This window comes from Methylobacterium sp. J-076 (assembly GCF_022829405.1).
In the GTDB taxonomy this organism is placed as follows: Bacteria; Pseudomonadota; Alphaproteobacteria; order Rhizobiales; family Beijerinckiaceae; genus Methylobacterium.
The window spans coordinates 1-15,248 of the sequence record NZ_JAKSXW010000101.1; the positions used below are offsets into that span (position 1 = coordinate 1).

Below are 15,248 nucleotides of genomic sequence, written 5' to 3' on the forward strand. Positions count from 1 at the left end.
GCCGGGCACGGATCAGAAGTTCGGCTCAGCGGCCGCGCAGATCCAGTCGACCGCGACGATCCCGTCCGGGGCCAAGGGAATGACGGTGCGGATCGCTGCCGACCGTCCGCTCGACGCGCAGGAGAACCAGACAGCGGTCGACGCCTATGCGCAGCAGATCCTGCTCGCCACGGTACAGGTGACGGTCACCCATCTCGGGTGGTTCAAGCCCGGCACGACCAACCTGTGGGAGTTGGGCGATAAGGTCACCGTGAAGTCACCGATGGCCTTCGCCAACGACACTGGCAAAATGGACCTGCGGGTGTTCACGGTGACCTGCACGCAGTCAGAGGCTGGCACGACGACCACGGTGGTGCTGGTCAGCGAGGCGGTGTTCCAGCGGCGCTTCCCCGATGGCAATGCGGGCGATCCGTACAACCAGATCGCTACCCCTTCAAAGCCGGACGTTGCGGCCTAAGTAGGGCTACGCCTGCGGTGTCGGACGGGACGACGTGACCAAGCACCGGGGCATCTGAAAGAGCCGGCAGATGGAGACGCCGAGCATCTGAGGCGCAGGCCGGTCGCAACGCCTGCGGTGCCAGATATTGCAATGTATGATAGTACTTTGTTTGATTTTTACAAAATATTTTGAAATTCCGAAACTTAAGATCCAGTCAGATCGTAATCGCTCCGAATTGATGATCTGAAGATCATACATTCGGAGGTCGAATGCGCCCGCTTATTATCGCTTCAATGCTGCTGACAGCTGCCGCTATGCCAGCTTGTGCCCAGGATAAAAATCCATCGCCTGCTGTAACCGAACAACAGCCAGATCCGAGTAGCGACTCGAAGCAAGCAGAGATCAAGGAGCGGATCGAAGCTGGCCGGAAAAAGCAGGATGCGTTCAACGCCAAAGCGATGGGGCTTTGGACACGATGGACCTATGCAGTCTGTATCGGCTGTGGAGTGGGTGAGCCAAAGAACACGCGCATCGTTCACACAACGCCGTCGCGTGTCCTCGCGGGCATTCCGGCTGCAGAGGATGACGCTCGCGAACTCGCGATGGCCAGACGAACCCGGCGCCTCTGACTGATCGGCGACGTGCAACGCGCGGCGATTGAACTAATCGATGCACCCAATGCTTCACATTTGCCTGACGCGTTCCGACTGCGCCATGGCACGGAGGAAACGCATGCGCACCCTGACACTCGCTGCAATCACTGCGGTCGGCCTTGCCGTTCTATCATTCCCTGCCGCCGCCGTACCTTCCGGTCCAATATCTAAAATTTCTTCATCCGACATGCTGACCCATGTGCGGATGCGGGGACACCACATGATGCGCCGTCAGGCGGCGCGGCCAAAGATGACCTGGGCCCAACGGGGTAGGACTCGTCGGTAGTTTTCGTACGCGGTCCAGAGCCAGCATCAACGAGTACTTCAGCCTGCCAAAGCGAGTGTTTGGCAGACTGAAGTACAACAACAATAAAGGCGCACATCGGCCAAATATCTTGGCCAATGCGCCGCCTCTCTACCTGCAATCCCGCCAATCCGTTTAACTAGACGAGGCAATGATGTCGGACAGCGACAAACCTAAGGGTGAGAGCATTCAGCCGCCGACAGTCCCGATTGCAGGCGTCAACGTTCCTGACCCTACCACCGGCAGCGAACCGAAGAGCAAAACACCTATCGAGGGTGAGACTGGGCACGAGGCCTTCGAGAAGGCCAAGGCCGAGTCAGAGAAGCGGGCCGGCGGCTAAAATTTCAACACGAGAGGCGAAGGCACGACAAGCGCCTCAATTCAGCTGCGCCAAGATCGAGGAGAACTTGGCGTTCAGCTTTATGCCGACGACCTTCAGCGTACCGATGATCACGACGGCGATCAGGGCAGCTATCATACCGTACTCGATGGCGGTACCGTCGGGCTCGTCCCGGGCGAACCGCTTTAGCAGCTGAGGCATCGACCGATCCTCCGCCGACGAGACATTCAAACATTCGTGATAGTGAGATGGCGTTTACGGATCGTGAAGGGGATAATCGCTGATTGAAGTCAGGGTTGAACAGCCTCGACATCGTCCTCATAGATCGAGTCCGGCTGGCAGGCATGCCATTCCTTCTTCACTTGGGTCTGGCCTTTGCGGCCCCAGCACCAGCCGGCCTGAGCAAGTCGCCCGCTGATCCGATCCCGAAGCCGGCACTGCTCTGAGACGATGGCAGGGTCGCCCCCGCCCTCACAGGCTTCGGTAGCCTTAGCTTCGGCCTTCAGAAGCTCAGAGACCGTCGGCAGCTTCTGTTGAGCCTGCGCTCCATAGGCAGCGATGACTAGAGCGAGGGCGGCGAGGGCTGTGCGCATGGCGGCAGGATAGCTGATGGTGAGTGCGGGAAGCCACAAACTTTGTAGGGAGGCGACACCACGGCCTTTAGTTGTAGCTCCTTGACGTCACGCGCCTCTTGGGTTGTCTAAACGCAGCCCTCAGCTTGTTGAATCCTGATGAACGATGCAACGCCCGCCTCTGAGCCGCCCGCTCGCCCCTCGGACGCTGATCTTGCGGCCTGCCGAACGTCTTTAAGGGTATTTCTTGAGGATAACCCAAAATCCTCAGTCGAAATTATCTCTGATCCTGAGCATGGAAATTCCTTGAGGATTGTCAACCCGTGGGGTGACGAATCTATATCAACCTACATTCCTGCGGATCCGGACCGACTGTTCAATGCCCTAAATTCTGTTGTGCTTCCAGAGCGCTATTCAGCTATTTACCACAAAGATACTAAAGATATAGAAATTATATTCACAGCATTCCCACTAGGAAGTGGTCGTGAAGATCTGCCTGCTCGCAAATTTACGTTCATTCATCGCGGACAGGAACTTACATGCGAATACGCTCCGGCCAGTGAAAGACTTTTAGCGATAGCTAAATACACGGTACCTGTTGCGCAATCAGCAACACAATATCGTGGTATCTATTCTTTCAATATGCTTGAAAATATTGGAGAAAGTGACGGCCTAGAGGATGCTGATTTCGAGATGGGATTGCCTGTATGTTTTTGGATTAGAACCATTGACTGGGACGAGAGTAGAATTCTTGCGCTTATGCGCGAATTGAATTTTTACATGTACTATTATGACCGCAAGTCGCCAATCATATCTATCCATTCGCCAAAAATCGAAAGCTCTGCTGGACAACCTCGCCCTAGGTTTCGAGATGGAAAATTTCCCGGCATAATTAGTTCTCGCGAGCTTGATGAGCATCTATTGAGATTCTGGAGCGCTTCAATAACTGGCGATCCGGCAAGTCGTTTCTTGTACAGCTTTAGAATAATTGAGTACGCTTCTGTTCTTTATCTCGAGAGCGGAGCGAAGGACAAAGTGCGAAGGTTTTTAAGCTCTCCATCTGCGCTTGATGACATAGATAAACTTACTGAGAGTGTATTGAGCATTGTTCAGAGCACCAATCTAGACCCACCAGTTAAATTTGAGGCACTCATTAAAGATGTTGTTCCTGCCGATATACTTTGGACAGAACTAAACAGAAACAAATCTTCTTTTGATAAGACGAGTACGTTCGATGGAGGTTTTTCTGTTGAGCCATTGATGAAAGACATCAAAGACGCAAAGGGATTTGGACCAAACGGAATGACAGCTTTTGCAAAACGTCTGAGGGATATTCGCAACGCTCTAGCGCATGGCCGGGATCAAAAATCTGTGTTACCGCTCACGCCGACAAGCCATAACCTTGAGCGTTTACAGCCATGGGCTTCAATCATTGAGTTTGTTGCATCCGAGGTGATTGTTTACCGCAACCGAAGGTAGCGCTTGACCGGCGATTTGGGTCGTGTTCAAACCTGCCTCGCAGGGGTTGAACCGGAAGGGGTGATTAACCATTTCCGCTTCATAATGTCCTCGCCTTTGAGGAGAAGCCGTCATGGAAATCGTTGGCTGAAAGAGATCTCAACCGTCGATGCGACCCCCGCCGCCCCCTCAAGGGCGGCGTTTTGCATTCGATGTCATAAGCGCAAGCCACCGAGATTTCTGCCTTCAGATTGTTCGCCATTCTTCTCGATGAAGATGACGCCGGCCGTGTCAGCCGTCGGCGTCCGCATTCAAGACTTCGGCCGCATACCGGGAGCGTGCAGCGCCGTCGCTCGCTCGGCCATTCTGCTCGCACCACAACGCGAATGCGTTTGGCACTATCGGCACGCGGACGACCTCGACGCCACTGCGTTGGACCTCCCGCTCCATCTGATCGGTAGCGTTCCGCCACGTCTCATAGGCAACGGGGAGCTTCGAGCCATCGGCAAGGCTCTGGCGCAATGCGTCGTAGTCCTCCGGGGCATACCAAGGCAGGCCAACGCGACGGGGGCGGATCATTGTGACTCCCTACGCCCGGGATCAGAGGATCGCCGTCGCCGCCGCCGGCATCACCGAGCCGGCAGCAGCGAAACTCAGGACTAGCGACGCTGCATCTCGCGACGCTCTTCGCGGCGCTCCATGCGGTCATCCCGACGATCCCGCTCGGGGTCGACGCCAAGAACGCCACCCACAGTGCCGGTCGCCGCACCGACCGCGCCGCCTACGACGCCGCCGATAGGGCCAGCGGCGCGATTGCCATCTTCAGCGCCCCGCTGAGCGCCGGGAATCGTGCCCTGTGCCTGCGCAGTAGCGGCGAGGGCGAGCGGCGACAGGATCAGGGCAGATGCAATGAGGATGCGCTTCATGGGGGTGTCCTTTGCTAAGGCGATAGGGCTATGGGCACCTCACGGGCGAGGGCCATTCCGTCCTCACCAACGCCTGAGCATCCAGAAGTTCACCCTCAACTAGCCCTGGTGGCCGACTGCAGACTGTTCCCTCACCATTCACGCAAACGGAGAAGGCATTCTTCGCTCAGGGCAGTGCGACGTTGTGGATCCTGCAACTTCACTTATGCGAAGCTCGCTATGCGCTACGTCAAAAGGATGGCGCGCCGAGTGTTCTACAGGATCGTTGATAGACCGGACGGGCAGTTCGATGCCGTCGTCACGATTGAGCCGGACAAGGTCATTCGGCGCGACGGCTTCATCTCCCTGGCCGAAGCCGAGGAATGGATTGAGGGGCTGCGAGTCCTCATGGCTGCTCTCGGAGCGCCGGTCTCGCATCAGGATCAACCTGCAGCGCGACCCAACCCGAGCCCTTCCTCAGCTATTGCCGTTTCGAAGGTACGGTAGGCAATCTTGTCGTTCGCGAATGGCGCGTCCCAGACCCTAAGCAATCCATTGTGGCATCGGACAAGCAAAGTCCATTCGCTGGTGGATCGAGCGAAGCGGTAGATGTAGACGTGTGCGGTCTGACCCGCGACCGTAACCTCTCCACTGAGTGGCGACATCTCCATCTGCTGATCGGGAATAGCGGTCACGATTGCCCCGTCTCCAGCGCCTCTTTAACCCAGATCAGAGATCGGGAACATCCGCCTCAAGCCAGTCCGCAGCAGCCTTCAACGTCCCGAACTTGTGCGTCTCGGCAGTGAACGGGACTGGATAGGGCGGGCTCTCGGTCAGCGTCTCGACAACCCAGTCGCCTTCGTAGCCGTCCTTGGACACCTCGCGAACGATGCTACCCACAACCTCGCCGTCGAGAAGAAAATCGAAGCTGCCTGGGGCGAGCCGTTGGAGGGTGTAAGTCATCAAATTTCCAGCATGGACGCCACGCGTTATTAGTGGCGCAACGCCGACCGAGGAGGTCAGTTCGCCCCCTCAGGATCTTCTCGATGCCGCACGTAGCCCTGGCCCGTCAGCCAGTCCGTGAGGGCGTAGCGGATTGCTTCTGGGCGAGATGGCTTTGGGTCGGGTTGTGCAGCAATCCAGGCATCGAGTGGAGCAACCTGCGCTGGCTGCAATCTAACCTGCACGGGTATGCCGACACCAGTAGCCGGACGGCCCCGAGATTTTCTGGATGCAGGAATTGACGGCGGCATAATTTGATGCAACCATAAAATACGAGCTGAGGCAAGGCTGCAACCTAACCTCAGCTCTAACCACCAACCGCACCTGGAGTGCTGTTCATGGCTATCCACCACCTTACACCGCCCGTTCGCGGCGGTGAACGCCCGCGCTTGCCTTCCGCACAGCGCGGTCCCGTCACCATCGCCCTCGCGGCCATGCACGCCGCCGATCCAGATTTGGAGCGGCAACACCTCCGCGAGTTGCGCCGCGAGATCGCCGAGCGGATCGAGGCCGACATCGCCTTGCTGGACGCGCTCAACGAGCGGCATACCCCCGGCTACGGGAGGTGCGCATGAACGCCCCCGCGAACCGGCGCGGGTTCCTGCGCAGCCTCACCACTCTGCCGCTGATCGGTGGCGGGATCACCCTGATCGGCGCACCGTCCGCCGTGGCACAGCCCGTCACGGACGAGTTGCTGATGTCCTACAACGAGTGGCTGTTCATGGAGCGCCGGATGCTCTGCGAGGAGCAGTGCCCCGGCGATCCGAGCTGGGAGCGCTTCACACCTGCCAACACGGGTGCGGGGAACTTCCATTTCGACGGTCCGGGCAGTTGGCGTGACCCTCACCGGCAACCTTCAACTCGCGCGGCGCTCGTGCTCAGTGCTGTTGGCTGCGAATGGCGGGGGAGGGGGATATGGTAGCCCCCATGCAGCGCCGTGGCTTTCTGCGCGGCCTCGTCTCGCTCCCGCTCATCGGCGGTGGTGTGACACTGATTGGCGCCCCTACGGCCGCCGCAGAGCCCTGTAGCCTGGGCTTGCTGGATCGCTACTGCGAGATGGCCGAGGAGGGCACGCTATGCGCCTGATCCTCTGGCTACTCGCCCTGCGCGAAGTGCGGATGGCTCGTTTCGAGATGGCCCGATCCGACATGCTCATGACGCACGCGGAGGCGGCGATTGATCGCTCCCGTGATCGCATGAAGCAGGCGGACAGGTTCGCTCACCGCGCTGGCTACTCGTTCCCTTATTCGCGGCACTGACGCCTTGGTCCGACGCTCGCGAGCCTCCACAGCAAGCGACAGGTTGTCAGTTGCTGCCAGTACCGCGCCGGACGTCATGAATGTCGCCCGCGCCTGAGCCGAGGGGGCGTGCCAACAAGCGCGGGCGGTGGGGATAGCTCTCCACAGAATGAAAAATGCAAACCGGGTGCAATCCGCTGGTCCCGTGTTGTCGCACCCACGCCCGCCTCGCCCCGGGCGGTTGAGACGGGAAGGCGAGCGTGGGGGAGTCGGGAGGAGACCGACGCTCAGTCTCTAGCAAGGACCGTGCGACGGACTTGCGAATGCAGCCGAGGCATCTGGTGCCGACGTGGTGCCGACATGAGTTTGCCGGGCATTCATCGACCGGCGAGAAGAGACGGAGATTAATCAATGAAATCAATGGTGCGGACGGCGGGACTCGAACCCGCACGGCCTTTCGGCCGCAAGATTTTAAGTCTCGTGCGTCTACCGGTTCCGCCACGTCCGCATAAGCGTAGCGGTAACTCCGGCGGTCGCCGGGATCAAGCGGGGGGCGTCCACCCGTAGACCCAGGCGTAGCGGTCGCGCATGCCGGCGGGGCCGAGCCGCCGCATCACCACGTTCCTGACGAGGCCCACGACGCCGCCCGCGTGATAGCTGCGGCCGTTGGCGCGGGCGGCCCGCTGGACTTGCCGGACGCGGCTGTTCCGGGCCCGGGCGTAGGCGTCGAGGGCCGCGGACACGTCCGCGGCCTCGCCGAGACACTCCGTCAGCACGGCGGCGTCCTCGATCGCCAGGGCGGCGCCCTGTGCGAGGTAGGGCAGAACCGGGTGGGCCGCATCGCCCAGGAGGGCGATCCGGCCCCGGGCCAGGGGCCTGGGAGCCCGCCTGTCGGCCAGGGACCAGACCAGCCACGAATCGGGCAGGCTGAGCACCTCCCGCAGGGGTTCGGCGCAGTGGCGGAAATGGGCGCGCAGCACCGCCGGTTCGCCGAGCCGGCCCCAGCCCTTCTCGCCCACCGCCTCGGGCACGACGGCCACGACGTTCAGCAGGCTGCCGCCGCGCACCGGATAGTGCACCACGTGCCGGCCCCGCCCGAGCCACAGGCCCGTGGCGTCGCCGGAGAGGGCGTCCGGCACGGCCTCGCGGGGTACCAGCGCCCGCCACGCCGCCGCCCGGCCCGGCCGGATGGAGGCGTCGTCGAAGTGCCGGCGCAGGTTCGAATGCAGGCCGTCGGCCCCGACCAGGAGATCGAAGCCCAGCTCCTGAGTGCCTGTGCCGGTATCGGCCACGAGCGTCACGCGCTCGGCGCCCTCGCCCACACCGGTGACGGACCGGCCCATCAGCAGGCGGATCCGCGGGCGCGAGCGCACGGCGTCGAGGAGCAGGGTCTGCAGGTCGGCCCGGTGGATCACGTAGTAGGGCGCGCCGAACGTCTCACGCGCCGCGGCCCCGAGGGCGACGCCCCCGATCCGGCGCCCGCTCTCCAGGGCGCGCACCTCGACCCCCGGCGGCTCGCTCGCCGCCCGGTGCAGGGCGGGCGCCAGCCCGAGGCCGGCGAGCACCCGGCTCGCGTTGGGGGAGATCTGAATGCCCGCGCCCACCTCGCTGAACCCGGTGCGGCGCTCCACGAGCGTCACCGCATGGCCCGCATCCGAGAGGGCGAGCGCCGCCGTCAGGCCGCCGATGCCGGCGCCGACGATCCCGATCTCGAGGGGGGGGCGGTGGGGGGGTGATCCGGTCGGCACCGCGGTCGGGCGCCGCCTAGGCCGCCGCCGCCGAATCGTCGTGCCAGACGCATTCGGCCGGCTCCGCCGCGCCGGCGCCGAGCTCGGGCCGGTAGCGATAGAGGGTCGAGCAGTACTGGCAGATGATCTCGTTGTCCGCGCCCATGTCGAGGAACACGTGCGGGTGGTCGAATGGCGGGAGCGCGCCGATGCACATGAACTCCTTCGCGCCGACCGCGATGGCCGGGACGCCGGGCTCGTTGTGGAAATGCGGTACCGACTTGCCTGCCATCCGGCCCTCGCCTGCCCCGACGATGGGGCATGTCCGCCTGCGCTTATGCCGCCCCGCCCCCCGGCCGCGCAAGGGAGGGGCCACGGGATCCGGGGGCACCAGCACCGCGGACAGGACATGCCGCGTCCGCATCACCCACGTGCCGGGGCGCTTGGCCTCCCGGCCGGTGCGCCGTACATAGGATCCTTCGACAGCCTGACGACTCCGTCCAGATATCCCCGATGATGCAGCAGGAACAGGCGAGCGCCCAGGCGCGTCGCGCGCCGGAGCCGCCGATCCACGGCCCGGAGGATTTCGCCGGCATGCGGCGGGCGGGGCACCTCACCGCCCAGGCCCTCGACCTCCTCATGGAGGCGACGCAGCCCGGCGTGACCACGGAGGCCCTCGACAAGCTCGCCTACGAATTCGCCATGGACCACGGCGCCTATCCGGCCTCGCTGTTCTACCGGGGCTATCCGAAGTCGATCTGCACCTCGATCAACCACGTGGTCTGCCACGGCATCCCCAACGACAAGCCCCTGCGCGAGGGTGACATCATCAACCTCGACATCTGCCTGATCCTCGACGGGTGGCACGGCGATTCGAGCCGGATGGCCTATGTCGGCGAGGTGCCGCGCAAGGCGCAGCGCCTGTGCGAGATCACCTACGAGGCGCTGATGCGCGGCATCGCGGCGGTGAAGCCCGGCGGGTCCACCAACGATATCGGCCGGGCGATCCAGACCTTCGCCGAGGCGGAGCGCTGCTCCGTCGTCCGCGACTTCTGCGGCCACGGCCTCGGGCGCCTGTACCACGACGCACCGACCATCCTGCACTACGTCGAGGCGAGCTACGACGTGCCGCTCAAGCCCGGCCAGTTCTTCACCATCGAGCCGATGATCAACCTCGGCCGCCCCGCGGTGAAGGTGCTGGGCGACGGGTGGACCGCCGTCACCCGGGACCGGTCCCTCTCCGCGCAGTTCGAGCACACCGTCGCCGTGACCGAGACCGGCGTCGAGATCTTCACGGTCTCGCCCAGGGGCCTTCACCAGCCGGTCAACCCGGCCGCCTGAGGCCGACCGGTGGCACGCACGCCGTCCATGCGGCAGGGGCCGGGTTTCTTCGCCGAGGGCGCCGCCCCGGCCCCCACCCCGCCGTCGGAGGCGCCGCACTATCTCGGGCACCGGGACCGCCTCCGCGAGAAGTTCGCGGAGACCGGGGGCGACGGCCTGCCCGATTACGAATTGCTCGAACTCGTCCTGTTCCGGTCGATCCCGCGCCGGGACGTGAAGCCGCTGGCCAAGGCCCTCATCCGCCGCTTCGGCAGCTTCGCCGAGGTGCTCGGCGCCGACCGCAACCGGCTCCTCGAAGTCGAGGGGATCGGCCCCGGCGTCGTCACCGATTTGAAGCTCGTGGAGGCCGCCGGCCGCCGCCTCGCCCGCGGCCAGATCCGCGAGCGCGACGTGCTGGCGTCGTGGAGCGCCGTCTCCGACTACCTGCGCGCCACCATGGCCTTCGCCCCGCGGGAGGAGTTCCGCATCCTCTTCCTCGACAAGCGCAACCATCTCATCGCCGACGAGGTGCAGGGGCGGGGCACCGTCGATCACACGCCGGTCTATCCCCGCGAGGTCGCCCGCCGGGCCCTCGAACTGTCGGCGACGGCGATCATCCTCGCCCACAACCACCCGTCGGGCGATCCGACCCCCTCCTCCGCCGACGTGTCCATGACCCGGGAGATCGTCTCGGTCCTGGCGCCGCTGCACATCGTGGTGCACGATCACGTCATCATGGGGCGTAACGGCCATGCCAGCCTGAAAGGGCTGAAGCTTTTCTAAAAGCCGGGACCCCTGGCAACCCGGCGGCCGGCCGCTACGCTCTATCCATGGCGCGTCTCTTGCCTTGAGAGCGGGAGCGTGAGGGAGATGAAAAGCATGGCGGCCGCGGCCTTCGATGAAATGACCGGTATGGGCGGGATCGCCGACCCTGCCACCCTCCGCGACGCCTATGGACGCCTCAAGGCCTGGCTCGACTCGACCCCGCCCGAGCACTTCAACACCCGCCGCAGCCAGGCCGAGCTGCTGTTCCGCCGGATCGGCATCACCTTCGCCGTCTACGGCGACACCGAATCCACCGAGCGGCTCATCCCCTTCGACATCATCCCCCGCGTCATCACCCGGCCGGAATGGGATTTCCTGGAGCGCGGGCTGAAGCAGCGCGTCACGGCGCTCAACATGTTCCTGAAGGACGTCTACGGCGCCCAGGAATGCATCAAGGCCGGCATCATCCCCGCCGACCTCGTCTACAAGAACGCCCATTACCGCATGGAGATGCGCAACTTCCGCGTGCCGCACGACCTCTACGTCCACATCGCCGGCATCGACATCGTGCGCACCGGCGAGAAGGACTTCTTCGTGCTGGAGGACAACGCCCGCATCCCGTCGGGCGTATCGTACATGCTGGAGAACCGGGAGGTGATGCTGCGCCTCTTCCCGGACCTGTTCTCGAAGCACCGGGTCGCCCCGGTGGAGAACTATCCGGACGCGCTCCTGGCCACCCTGCGCAGCCTCGCCCCCACCTCCGCCACCCGCGACCCGACCGTGGTGCTGCTGACCCCCGGCCGCTACAACTCGGCCTTCTACGAGCACTCGTTCCTGGCCGACAAACTCGGCGTCGAGCTGGTGGAGGCCTCCGACCTCTTCACCAAGGACGACGTGGTGTACATGCGCACCACCGAGGGCCCGCGCCGGGTCGACGTGATCTACCGCCGCCTCGACGACGACTTCCTCGACCCATTGGTCTTCCGGCCGGATTCCGTGCTCGGCGTGCCGGGCATCATGAACGCCTACGAGCGCGGCTCCGTCACCCTCGCCAACGCCGTCGGCACCGGCATCTCGGACGACAAGGCGGTCTACAGCTACATGCCGGACATCGTGAGGTTCTTCACCGGCGAGGAGCCGATCCTGCACAACGTCCCGACCTATCGCTGCCGCGAGAAGGAGGCGTTCGCCTACGTGATGGACAACCTGTCCGAGCTGGTGGTGAAGGAGGTCAACGGTTCGGGGGGCTACGGCATGCTCGTCGGCCCGCATGCCAGCAAGCGCGAGATCGACGACTTCGCCAAGAAGCTGCGCCATGCGCCGGACGGCTTCATCGCCCAGCCGACCCTGTCACTCTCCACCTGCCCGACCTTCGTCGCCTCCGGCGTCGCCCCGCGCCACGTCGACCTGCGCCCGTTCGTGCTATGCGGGGCGGACCAGATCCGCATCGTGCCGGGCGGCCTCACCCGCGTGGCCCTCAAGGAGGGGTCTCTCGTGGTGAATTCGAGCCAGGGCGGTGGGACGAAGGACACCTGGGTGCTCGACGCCTGACCGCTCACTCCACGTCGAAGCTGCGTAAGCCCTGCCGGGCCGGGACGATCGAGCCGCACAATGCTCTCTAGGACTGCCGACAACCTCTACTGGCTCTCGCGCTACGTCGAGCGCGCCGACTTCGTCGCGCGCATCCTCGATGCCGCCCACCGCCTGGCCGCCCTGCCCTCCAGTTACGGCGGCGGCGAGACCAACGAGTGGGAATCGGCCCTCGCCTCGGCGGGGGACCCGGAGCTGTTCAAGCCGCACTACAGCGTCGTGAACGCCGACACGGTGTGCGACTTCCTCGCCTTCAGCCCGCACAACCCGTCCTCGATCCGCTCCTGCATCGAGGCGGCCCGGGAGAATGCCCGCTCCGTGCGCACGGCGCTGACCACCGAGATGTGGGACGCGATCAACGGTGCGTGGCTCGAACTGCGCAGCTATGCCGGGCGCGACCTCAACCGCGACGAGTTCGGCCGCTTCCTCGACTGGGTGAAGACGGTCTCGCTCACCTTCGACGGCTCGGCCTTCCGGACGATGCTGCGCAACGACTCGTTCTGGTTCACCCGCCTCGGCACGGCGATCGAGCGGGCCGACAACACCGCCCGCATCCTCGACGTGAAATACCAGATCCTGCTTCCGCAGGACGAGAAGATCGGCGGCAGCCTCGACTACTTCCAGTGGACGACGATCCTGCGCGAAGTCTCGGCGCTGACCGCCTATCACTGGGTCTACCGGGAGAGCGTGAAACCGCTGCTCGTGGCCGACCTGCTGATCCTCAACAAGCAGATGCCCCGCTCCTTCGCCAATTGCTACGGCGTCATCGTGGAGTATCTCGACCTGATCGCCGACGCCTATGGCCGCCGGGGACCGAGCCAGCGCTTCGCGGGCAACCTGCTGGCGAAGCTCGAGAGCGAGGACATCGACCGCATCTTCTCGACGGGCCTGCACGAGTTCGTGGAGGCCTTCATCGCGGAGAACAACAGGGTGGGCGAAGCGATCGCCAAGCAGTATCTCGTCGGCTGACACCGGCCGGGTCAGGCCGGGGCCGCTCACCACCAACCGTGAAGGCGGGAAAGGCGCATGCGCATCCGCGTGGTCCACGAGACCAGCTACACCTACGAGCAGCCGGCACGGGGTCTGATCCAGATCCTGCGCCTGACGCCGCGCGACCACGACGGCCAGTACATCCGCCGCTGGCGCATCGACACGTCGGTGGACGGCCGCCTGACCGCCCGTGAGGACGGGTTCGGCAACGTCGTCCACTGGTTCACGCCCGACGAGCCGGCGGATGCCCTCGTCATCCGCGTGACCGGGGAGGCCGACACCGACGACACCCACGGCGTCGTCCGGGGGGCGGTGGAGCGGCTGCCCGACCCGTTCTACCTGCGCGACACGGATTTCTGCGGCACCAGCCCGGAGCTGCACGCCCTCGCGCAGAGCGCCGCGACCGGCGCCGCGGACCCGCTGACGATGCTCCACCGCCTGATGGACACGGTGCACAGGACGGTGCGGTTCGAGGCGGGCCCGGCGACCGCGGCGGTTCCGGCCGCCAAGGCCCTGGCGGCGGGCTGCGGCAACCCGCAGGACATCGCCCACGTCTTCATCGCCGCCGCCCGCCATCTCGGCATCCCGGCCCGCTACGTGGCGGGCTACCGCGCCCGGGACGACGGCGAGGCCGAGGTCGAGGCGCCCCACGGCTGGGCCGAGGCGCTGGTTCCCAACCTCGGCTGGGTGGCCTTCGACGCGGTCCACGACGTCAGCCCCTCGGAGCAGTACATCCGCCTCGCCATGGGGCTGGACTACCTGGGGGCGGCGCCGATCCGCGGCAGCCGCACGGGCGGCGGCACCGAAACGCTGGACGTGAAGCTCCGGGTCGAGCAAGGCAGGGCGGCCGTGCAATGTTGAGTGCGGCCCATCCCGGAATGCTGAGATCATGACCTACTGCGTCGGTGTCCTCGTCGAGGACGGGCTCGTGATGGTCGCCGACACCCGCACCAATGCGGGTCTCGACGACATCTCGACCTACCGCAAGCTCCACCACTTCAACGTGCCGGGCGAGCGTGTGCTGATGCTGGCCTCGGCCGGCAACCTCTCGATCACCCAGTCGGTGCTCAGCCTGCTGCAGGAGGGCGTGCCGGGCGACGACGGTGAACCGGCCCAGCGCCTCATCGAGGCGCCGACCATGTTCCAGGCAGCCCAGCTCATCGGCCGGGCGATCCGCCGGGTGCGGACCATCGAGCAGAAGGGGTTCGAGGCGGCGAGCATCCGGTTCTCGATCTCGCTGCTGTTCGGCGGCCAGATCGGCGACGAGCCGATGCGGCTGTTCCTGATCTACTCGGCGGGCAATTTCATCGAGTGCAGCACGGATGCGCCGTTCCTGCAGATCGGCGAGCATAAATACGGCAAGCCGATCCTCGACCGGGCGGTGAAGTTCGAGACCGACCTCTACGACGCGCTGAAGGTCAGCCTCGTGTCGATGGATTCGACCATGCGCTCGAATCTCGGCGTGGGGCTTCCGATCGACATCGCGCTGGCGCGGCGCAAGGCCTTGAACCTCGAGGTGAACCACCGGATCGAGGCGGGCGAGGGCTACTTCCACGACCTGCGCGAACGCTGGTCCGCCGCCCTGCGCGCCGCCCACCGGGCGATCCCCCGGCCGCCCTACGGACCAGCCGCCTAGGGGCCTGCACGCTCCCGTCATCGCGACGGCGGTGGCGCGACCCAGGGCGGCGGGCCGTTTGGGGGCGTGGCGGTTCCCTGGATTGCTTCCTTCCGCTCGCAAAGACGGTCGCGCCGAACGTGCCCCTCGCCGTCATCGCGAACGCAGTGAAGCGACCCAGGGTGGTGGGCATTGAAGACATCCCCCCGCCCGCTGCGGGGGAATCGTCGCGACACCCGTCCCACCCTGCCTCCTCATCCTGAGGTGCCCGCTTCGGCGGGCCTCGAAGGAGGGCTCCAGAAGGCCCTGCGATCTCTGGAACCCTCCTCC

The 15,248-nt window shown here is 64.5% G+C and carries 20 protein-coding genes and 1 tRNA gene; 13 read left to right on the forward strand and 8 right to left on the reverse strand.

Translation table 11 applies throughout. The features are described 5' to 3' along the window. Both MKK53_RS09520 and MKK53_RS09525 read left to right on the forward strand, forming a co-directional pair. Window positions 1–457 (forward strand): hypothetical protein (locus tag MKK53_RS09520; RefSeq protein ID WP_243928459.1); only part of this gene is annotated, 457 nt, incomplete at its 5' end. Between the two features lie 251 nt (window positions 458–708). After that, complete coding sequence (locus tag MKK53_RS09525; protein WP_243928460.1) at window positions 709–1,068, forward strand: hypothetical protein; 360 nt, start codon at window positions 709–711, stop codon at window positions 1,066–1,068. A 704-nt stretch (window positions 1,069–1,772) separates the two neighbouring features. Here the strand turns inward: MKK53_RS09525 and MKK53_RS09530 are convergent. Then, window positions 1,773–1,937: a Flp family type IVb pilin gene (locus MKK53_RS09530; protein ID WP_243928461.1), complete on the reverse strand. Its 165-nt coding sequence runs from the start codon at window positions 1,935–1,937 to the stop codon at window positions 1,773–1,775. A gap of 89 nt (window positions 1,938–2,026) precedes the next feature. After that, a complete protein-coding gene (locus tag MKK53_RS09535; RefSeq protein WP_243928462.1) occupies window positions 2,027–2,329 on the reverse strand; it encodes a hypothetical protein in 303 nt (100 codons plus the stop codon). A 138-nt stretch (window positions 2,330–2,467) separates the two neighbouring features. Here MKK53_RS09535 and MKK53_RS09540 point away from each other — a divergent pair, with 138 nt between their 5' ends. Continuing rightward, window positions 2,468–3,787, forward strand: a complete 1,320-nt coding sequence (locus tag MKK53_RS09540; RefSeq protein ID WP_243928463.1) for a hypothetical protein — start codon at window positions 2,468–2,470, stop codon at window positions 3,785–3,787. Between the two features lie 270 nt (window positions 3,788–4,057). Here the strand turns inward: MKK53_RS09540 and MKK53_RS09545 are convergent, their stop codons facing one another. Further along, window positions 4,058–4,345, reverse strand: a complete 288-nt coding sequence (locus MKK53_RS09545; RefSeq protein WP_243928464.1) for a hypothetical protein — start codon at window positions 4,343–4,345, stop codon at window positions 4,058–4,060. A gap of 80 nt (window positions 4,346–4,425) precedes the next feature. Then, window positions 4,426–4,692, reverse strand: a complete 267-nt coding sequence (locus tag MKK53_RS09550; protein ID WP_243928465.1) for a hypothetical protein — start codon at window positions 4,690–4,692, stop codon at window positions 4,426–4,428. A gap of 219 nt (window positions 4,693–4,911) precedes the next feature. On the opposite strand from MKK53_RS09550, the gene MKK53_RS09555 reads away from it, so the two are divergent. After that, window positions 4,912–5,178 (forward strand): hypothetical protein, encoded by a 267-nt coding sequence (locus tag MKK53_RS09555; RefSeq protein ID WP_243928466.1) that lies wholly within the window; start codon window positions 4,912–4,914, stop codon window positions 5,176–5,178. Between the two features lie 222 nt (window positions 5,179–5,400). On the opposite strand, the gene MKK53_RS09560 is transcribed toward MKK53_RS09555, so the two are convergent. After that, on the reverse strand, window positions 5,401–5,634 hold the full coding sequence (locus tag MKK53_RS09560; RefSeq protein ID WP_243928467.1) for a hypothetical protein: 234 nt from the start codon (window positions 5,632–5,634) through the stop codon (window positions 5,401–5,403). A 377-nt stretch (window positions 5,635–6,011) separates the two neighbouring features. Between MKK53_RS09560 and MKK53_RS09565 the strand changes: the two genes are divergently transcribed. From MKK53_RS09565 to MKK53_RS09575, 3 genes are all read left to right on the forward strand, one after another. Then, window positions 6,012–6,248 carry a hypothetical protein gene (locus MKK53_RS09565; RefSeq protein WP_243928468.1) on the forward strand — a complete coding sequence of 79 codons (237 nt, stop codon included), beginning with the start codon at window positions 6,012–6,014 and terminating at the stop codon, window positions 6,246–6,248. Further along, on the forward strand, window positions 6,245–6,595 hold the full coding sequence (locus tag MKK53_RS09570; protein WP_243928469.1) for a hypothetical protein: 351 nt from the start codon (window positions 6,245–6,247) through the stop codon (window positions 6,593–6,595). The genes MKK53_RS09565 and MKK53_RS09570 overlap by 4 nt, the downstream gene beginning before the upstream one ends. Window positions 6,596–6,749: 154 nt before the next feature. Continuing rightward, a complete protein-coding gene (locus MKK53_RS09575; RefSeq protein WP_243928470.1) occupies window positions 6,750–6,932 on the forward strand; it encodes a hypothetical protein in 183 nt (60 codons plus the stop codon). Between the two features lie 400 nt (window positions 6,933–7,332). On the opposite strand, the gene MKK53_RS09580 is transcribed toward MKK53_RS09575, so the two are convergent. The 3 genes from MKK53_RS09580 to MKK53_RS09590 form a co-directional block, all read right to left on the reverse strand. Further along, window positions 7,333–7,419 (reverse strand) — tRNA-Leu (locus MKK53_RS09580). A 34-nt stretch (window positions 7,420–7,453) separates the two neighbouring features. Further along, complete coding sequence (locus MKK53_RS09585; protein ID WP_243928471.1) at window positions 7,454–8,659, reverse strand: FAD-dependent monooxygenase; 1,206 nt, start codon at window positions 8,657–8,659, stop codon at window positions 7,454–7,456. 16 nt (window positions 8,660–8,675) lie between these two features. Further along, entirely contained in the window at window positions 8,676–8,930 is a 255-nt protein-coding gene (locus MKK53_RS09590) for a zinc-finger domain-containing protein (protein ID WP_243928472.1), read from the reverse strand. Between the two features lie 221 nt (window positions 8,931–9,151). Here MKK53_RS09590 and map point away from each other — a divergent pair, with 221 nt between their 5' ends. From map to MKK53_RS09620, 6 genes are all read left to right on the forward strand, one after another. After that, the gene (gene map, locus MKK53_RS09595; protein WP_243928473.1) at window positions 9,152–9,979 is read left to right on the forward strand and encodes a type I methionyl aminopeptidase; all 828 of its coding nucleotides are present in this window, start codon (window positions 9,152–9,154) and stop codon (window positions 9,977–9,979) included. 27 nt (window positions 9,980–10,006) lie between these two features. Next, complete coding sequence (gene radC / locus MKK53_RS09600) at window positions 10,007–10,741, forward strand: RadC family protein (protein ID WP_243928478.1); 735 nt, start codon at window positions 10,007–10,009, stop codon at window positions 10,739–10,741. Window positions 10,742–10,837: 96 nt separating this feature from the next. Beyond that, window positions 10,838–12,274 (forward strand): circularly permuted type 2 ATP-grasp protein, encoded by a 1,437-nt coding sequence (locus MKK53_RS09605; protein ID WP_243928474.1) that lies wholly within the window; start codon window positions 10,838–10,840, stop codon window positions 12,272–12,274. A 60-nt stretch (window positions 12,275–12,334) separates the two neighbouring features. After that, window positions 12,335–13,282 carry an alpha-E domain-containing protein gene (locus tag MKK53_RS09610; protein WP_243928475.1) on the forward strand — a complete coding sequence of 316 codons (948 nt, stop codon included), beginning with the start codon at window positions 12,335–12,337 and terminating at the stop codon, window positions 13,280–13,282. Window positions 13,283–13,339: 57 nt separating this feature from the next. Next, window positions 13,340–14,164: a transglutaminase family protein gene (locus tag MKK53_RS09615; protein ID WP_243928476.1), complete on the forward strand. Its 825-nt coding sequence runs from the start codon at window positions 13,340–13,342 to the stop codon at window positions 14,162–14,164. Window positions 14,165–14,192: 28 nt separating this feature from the next. After that, a complete protein-coding gene (locus MKK53_RS09620) occupies window positions 14,193–14,939 on the forward strand; it encodes a peptidase (RefSeq protein ID WP_243928477.1) in 747 nt (248 codons plus the stop codon). Window positions 14,940–15,248: the final 309 nt, after the last annotated feature.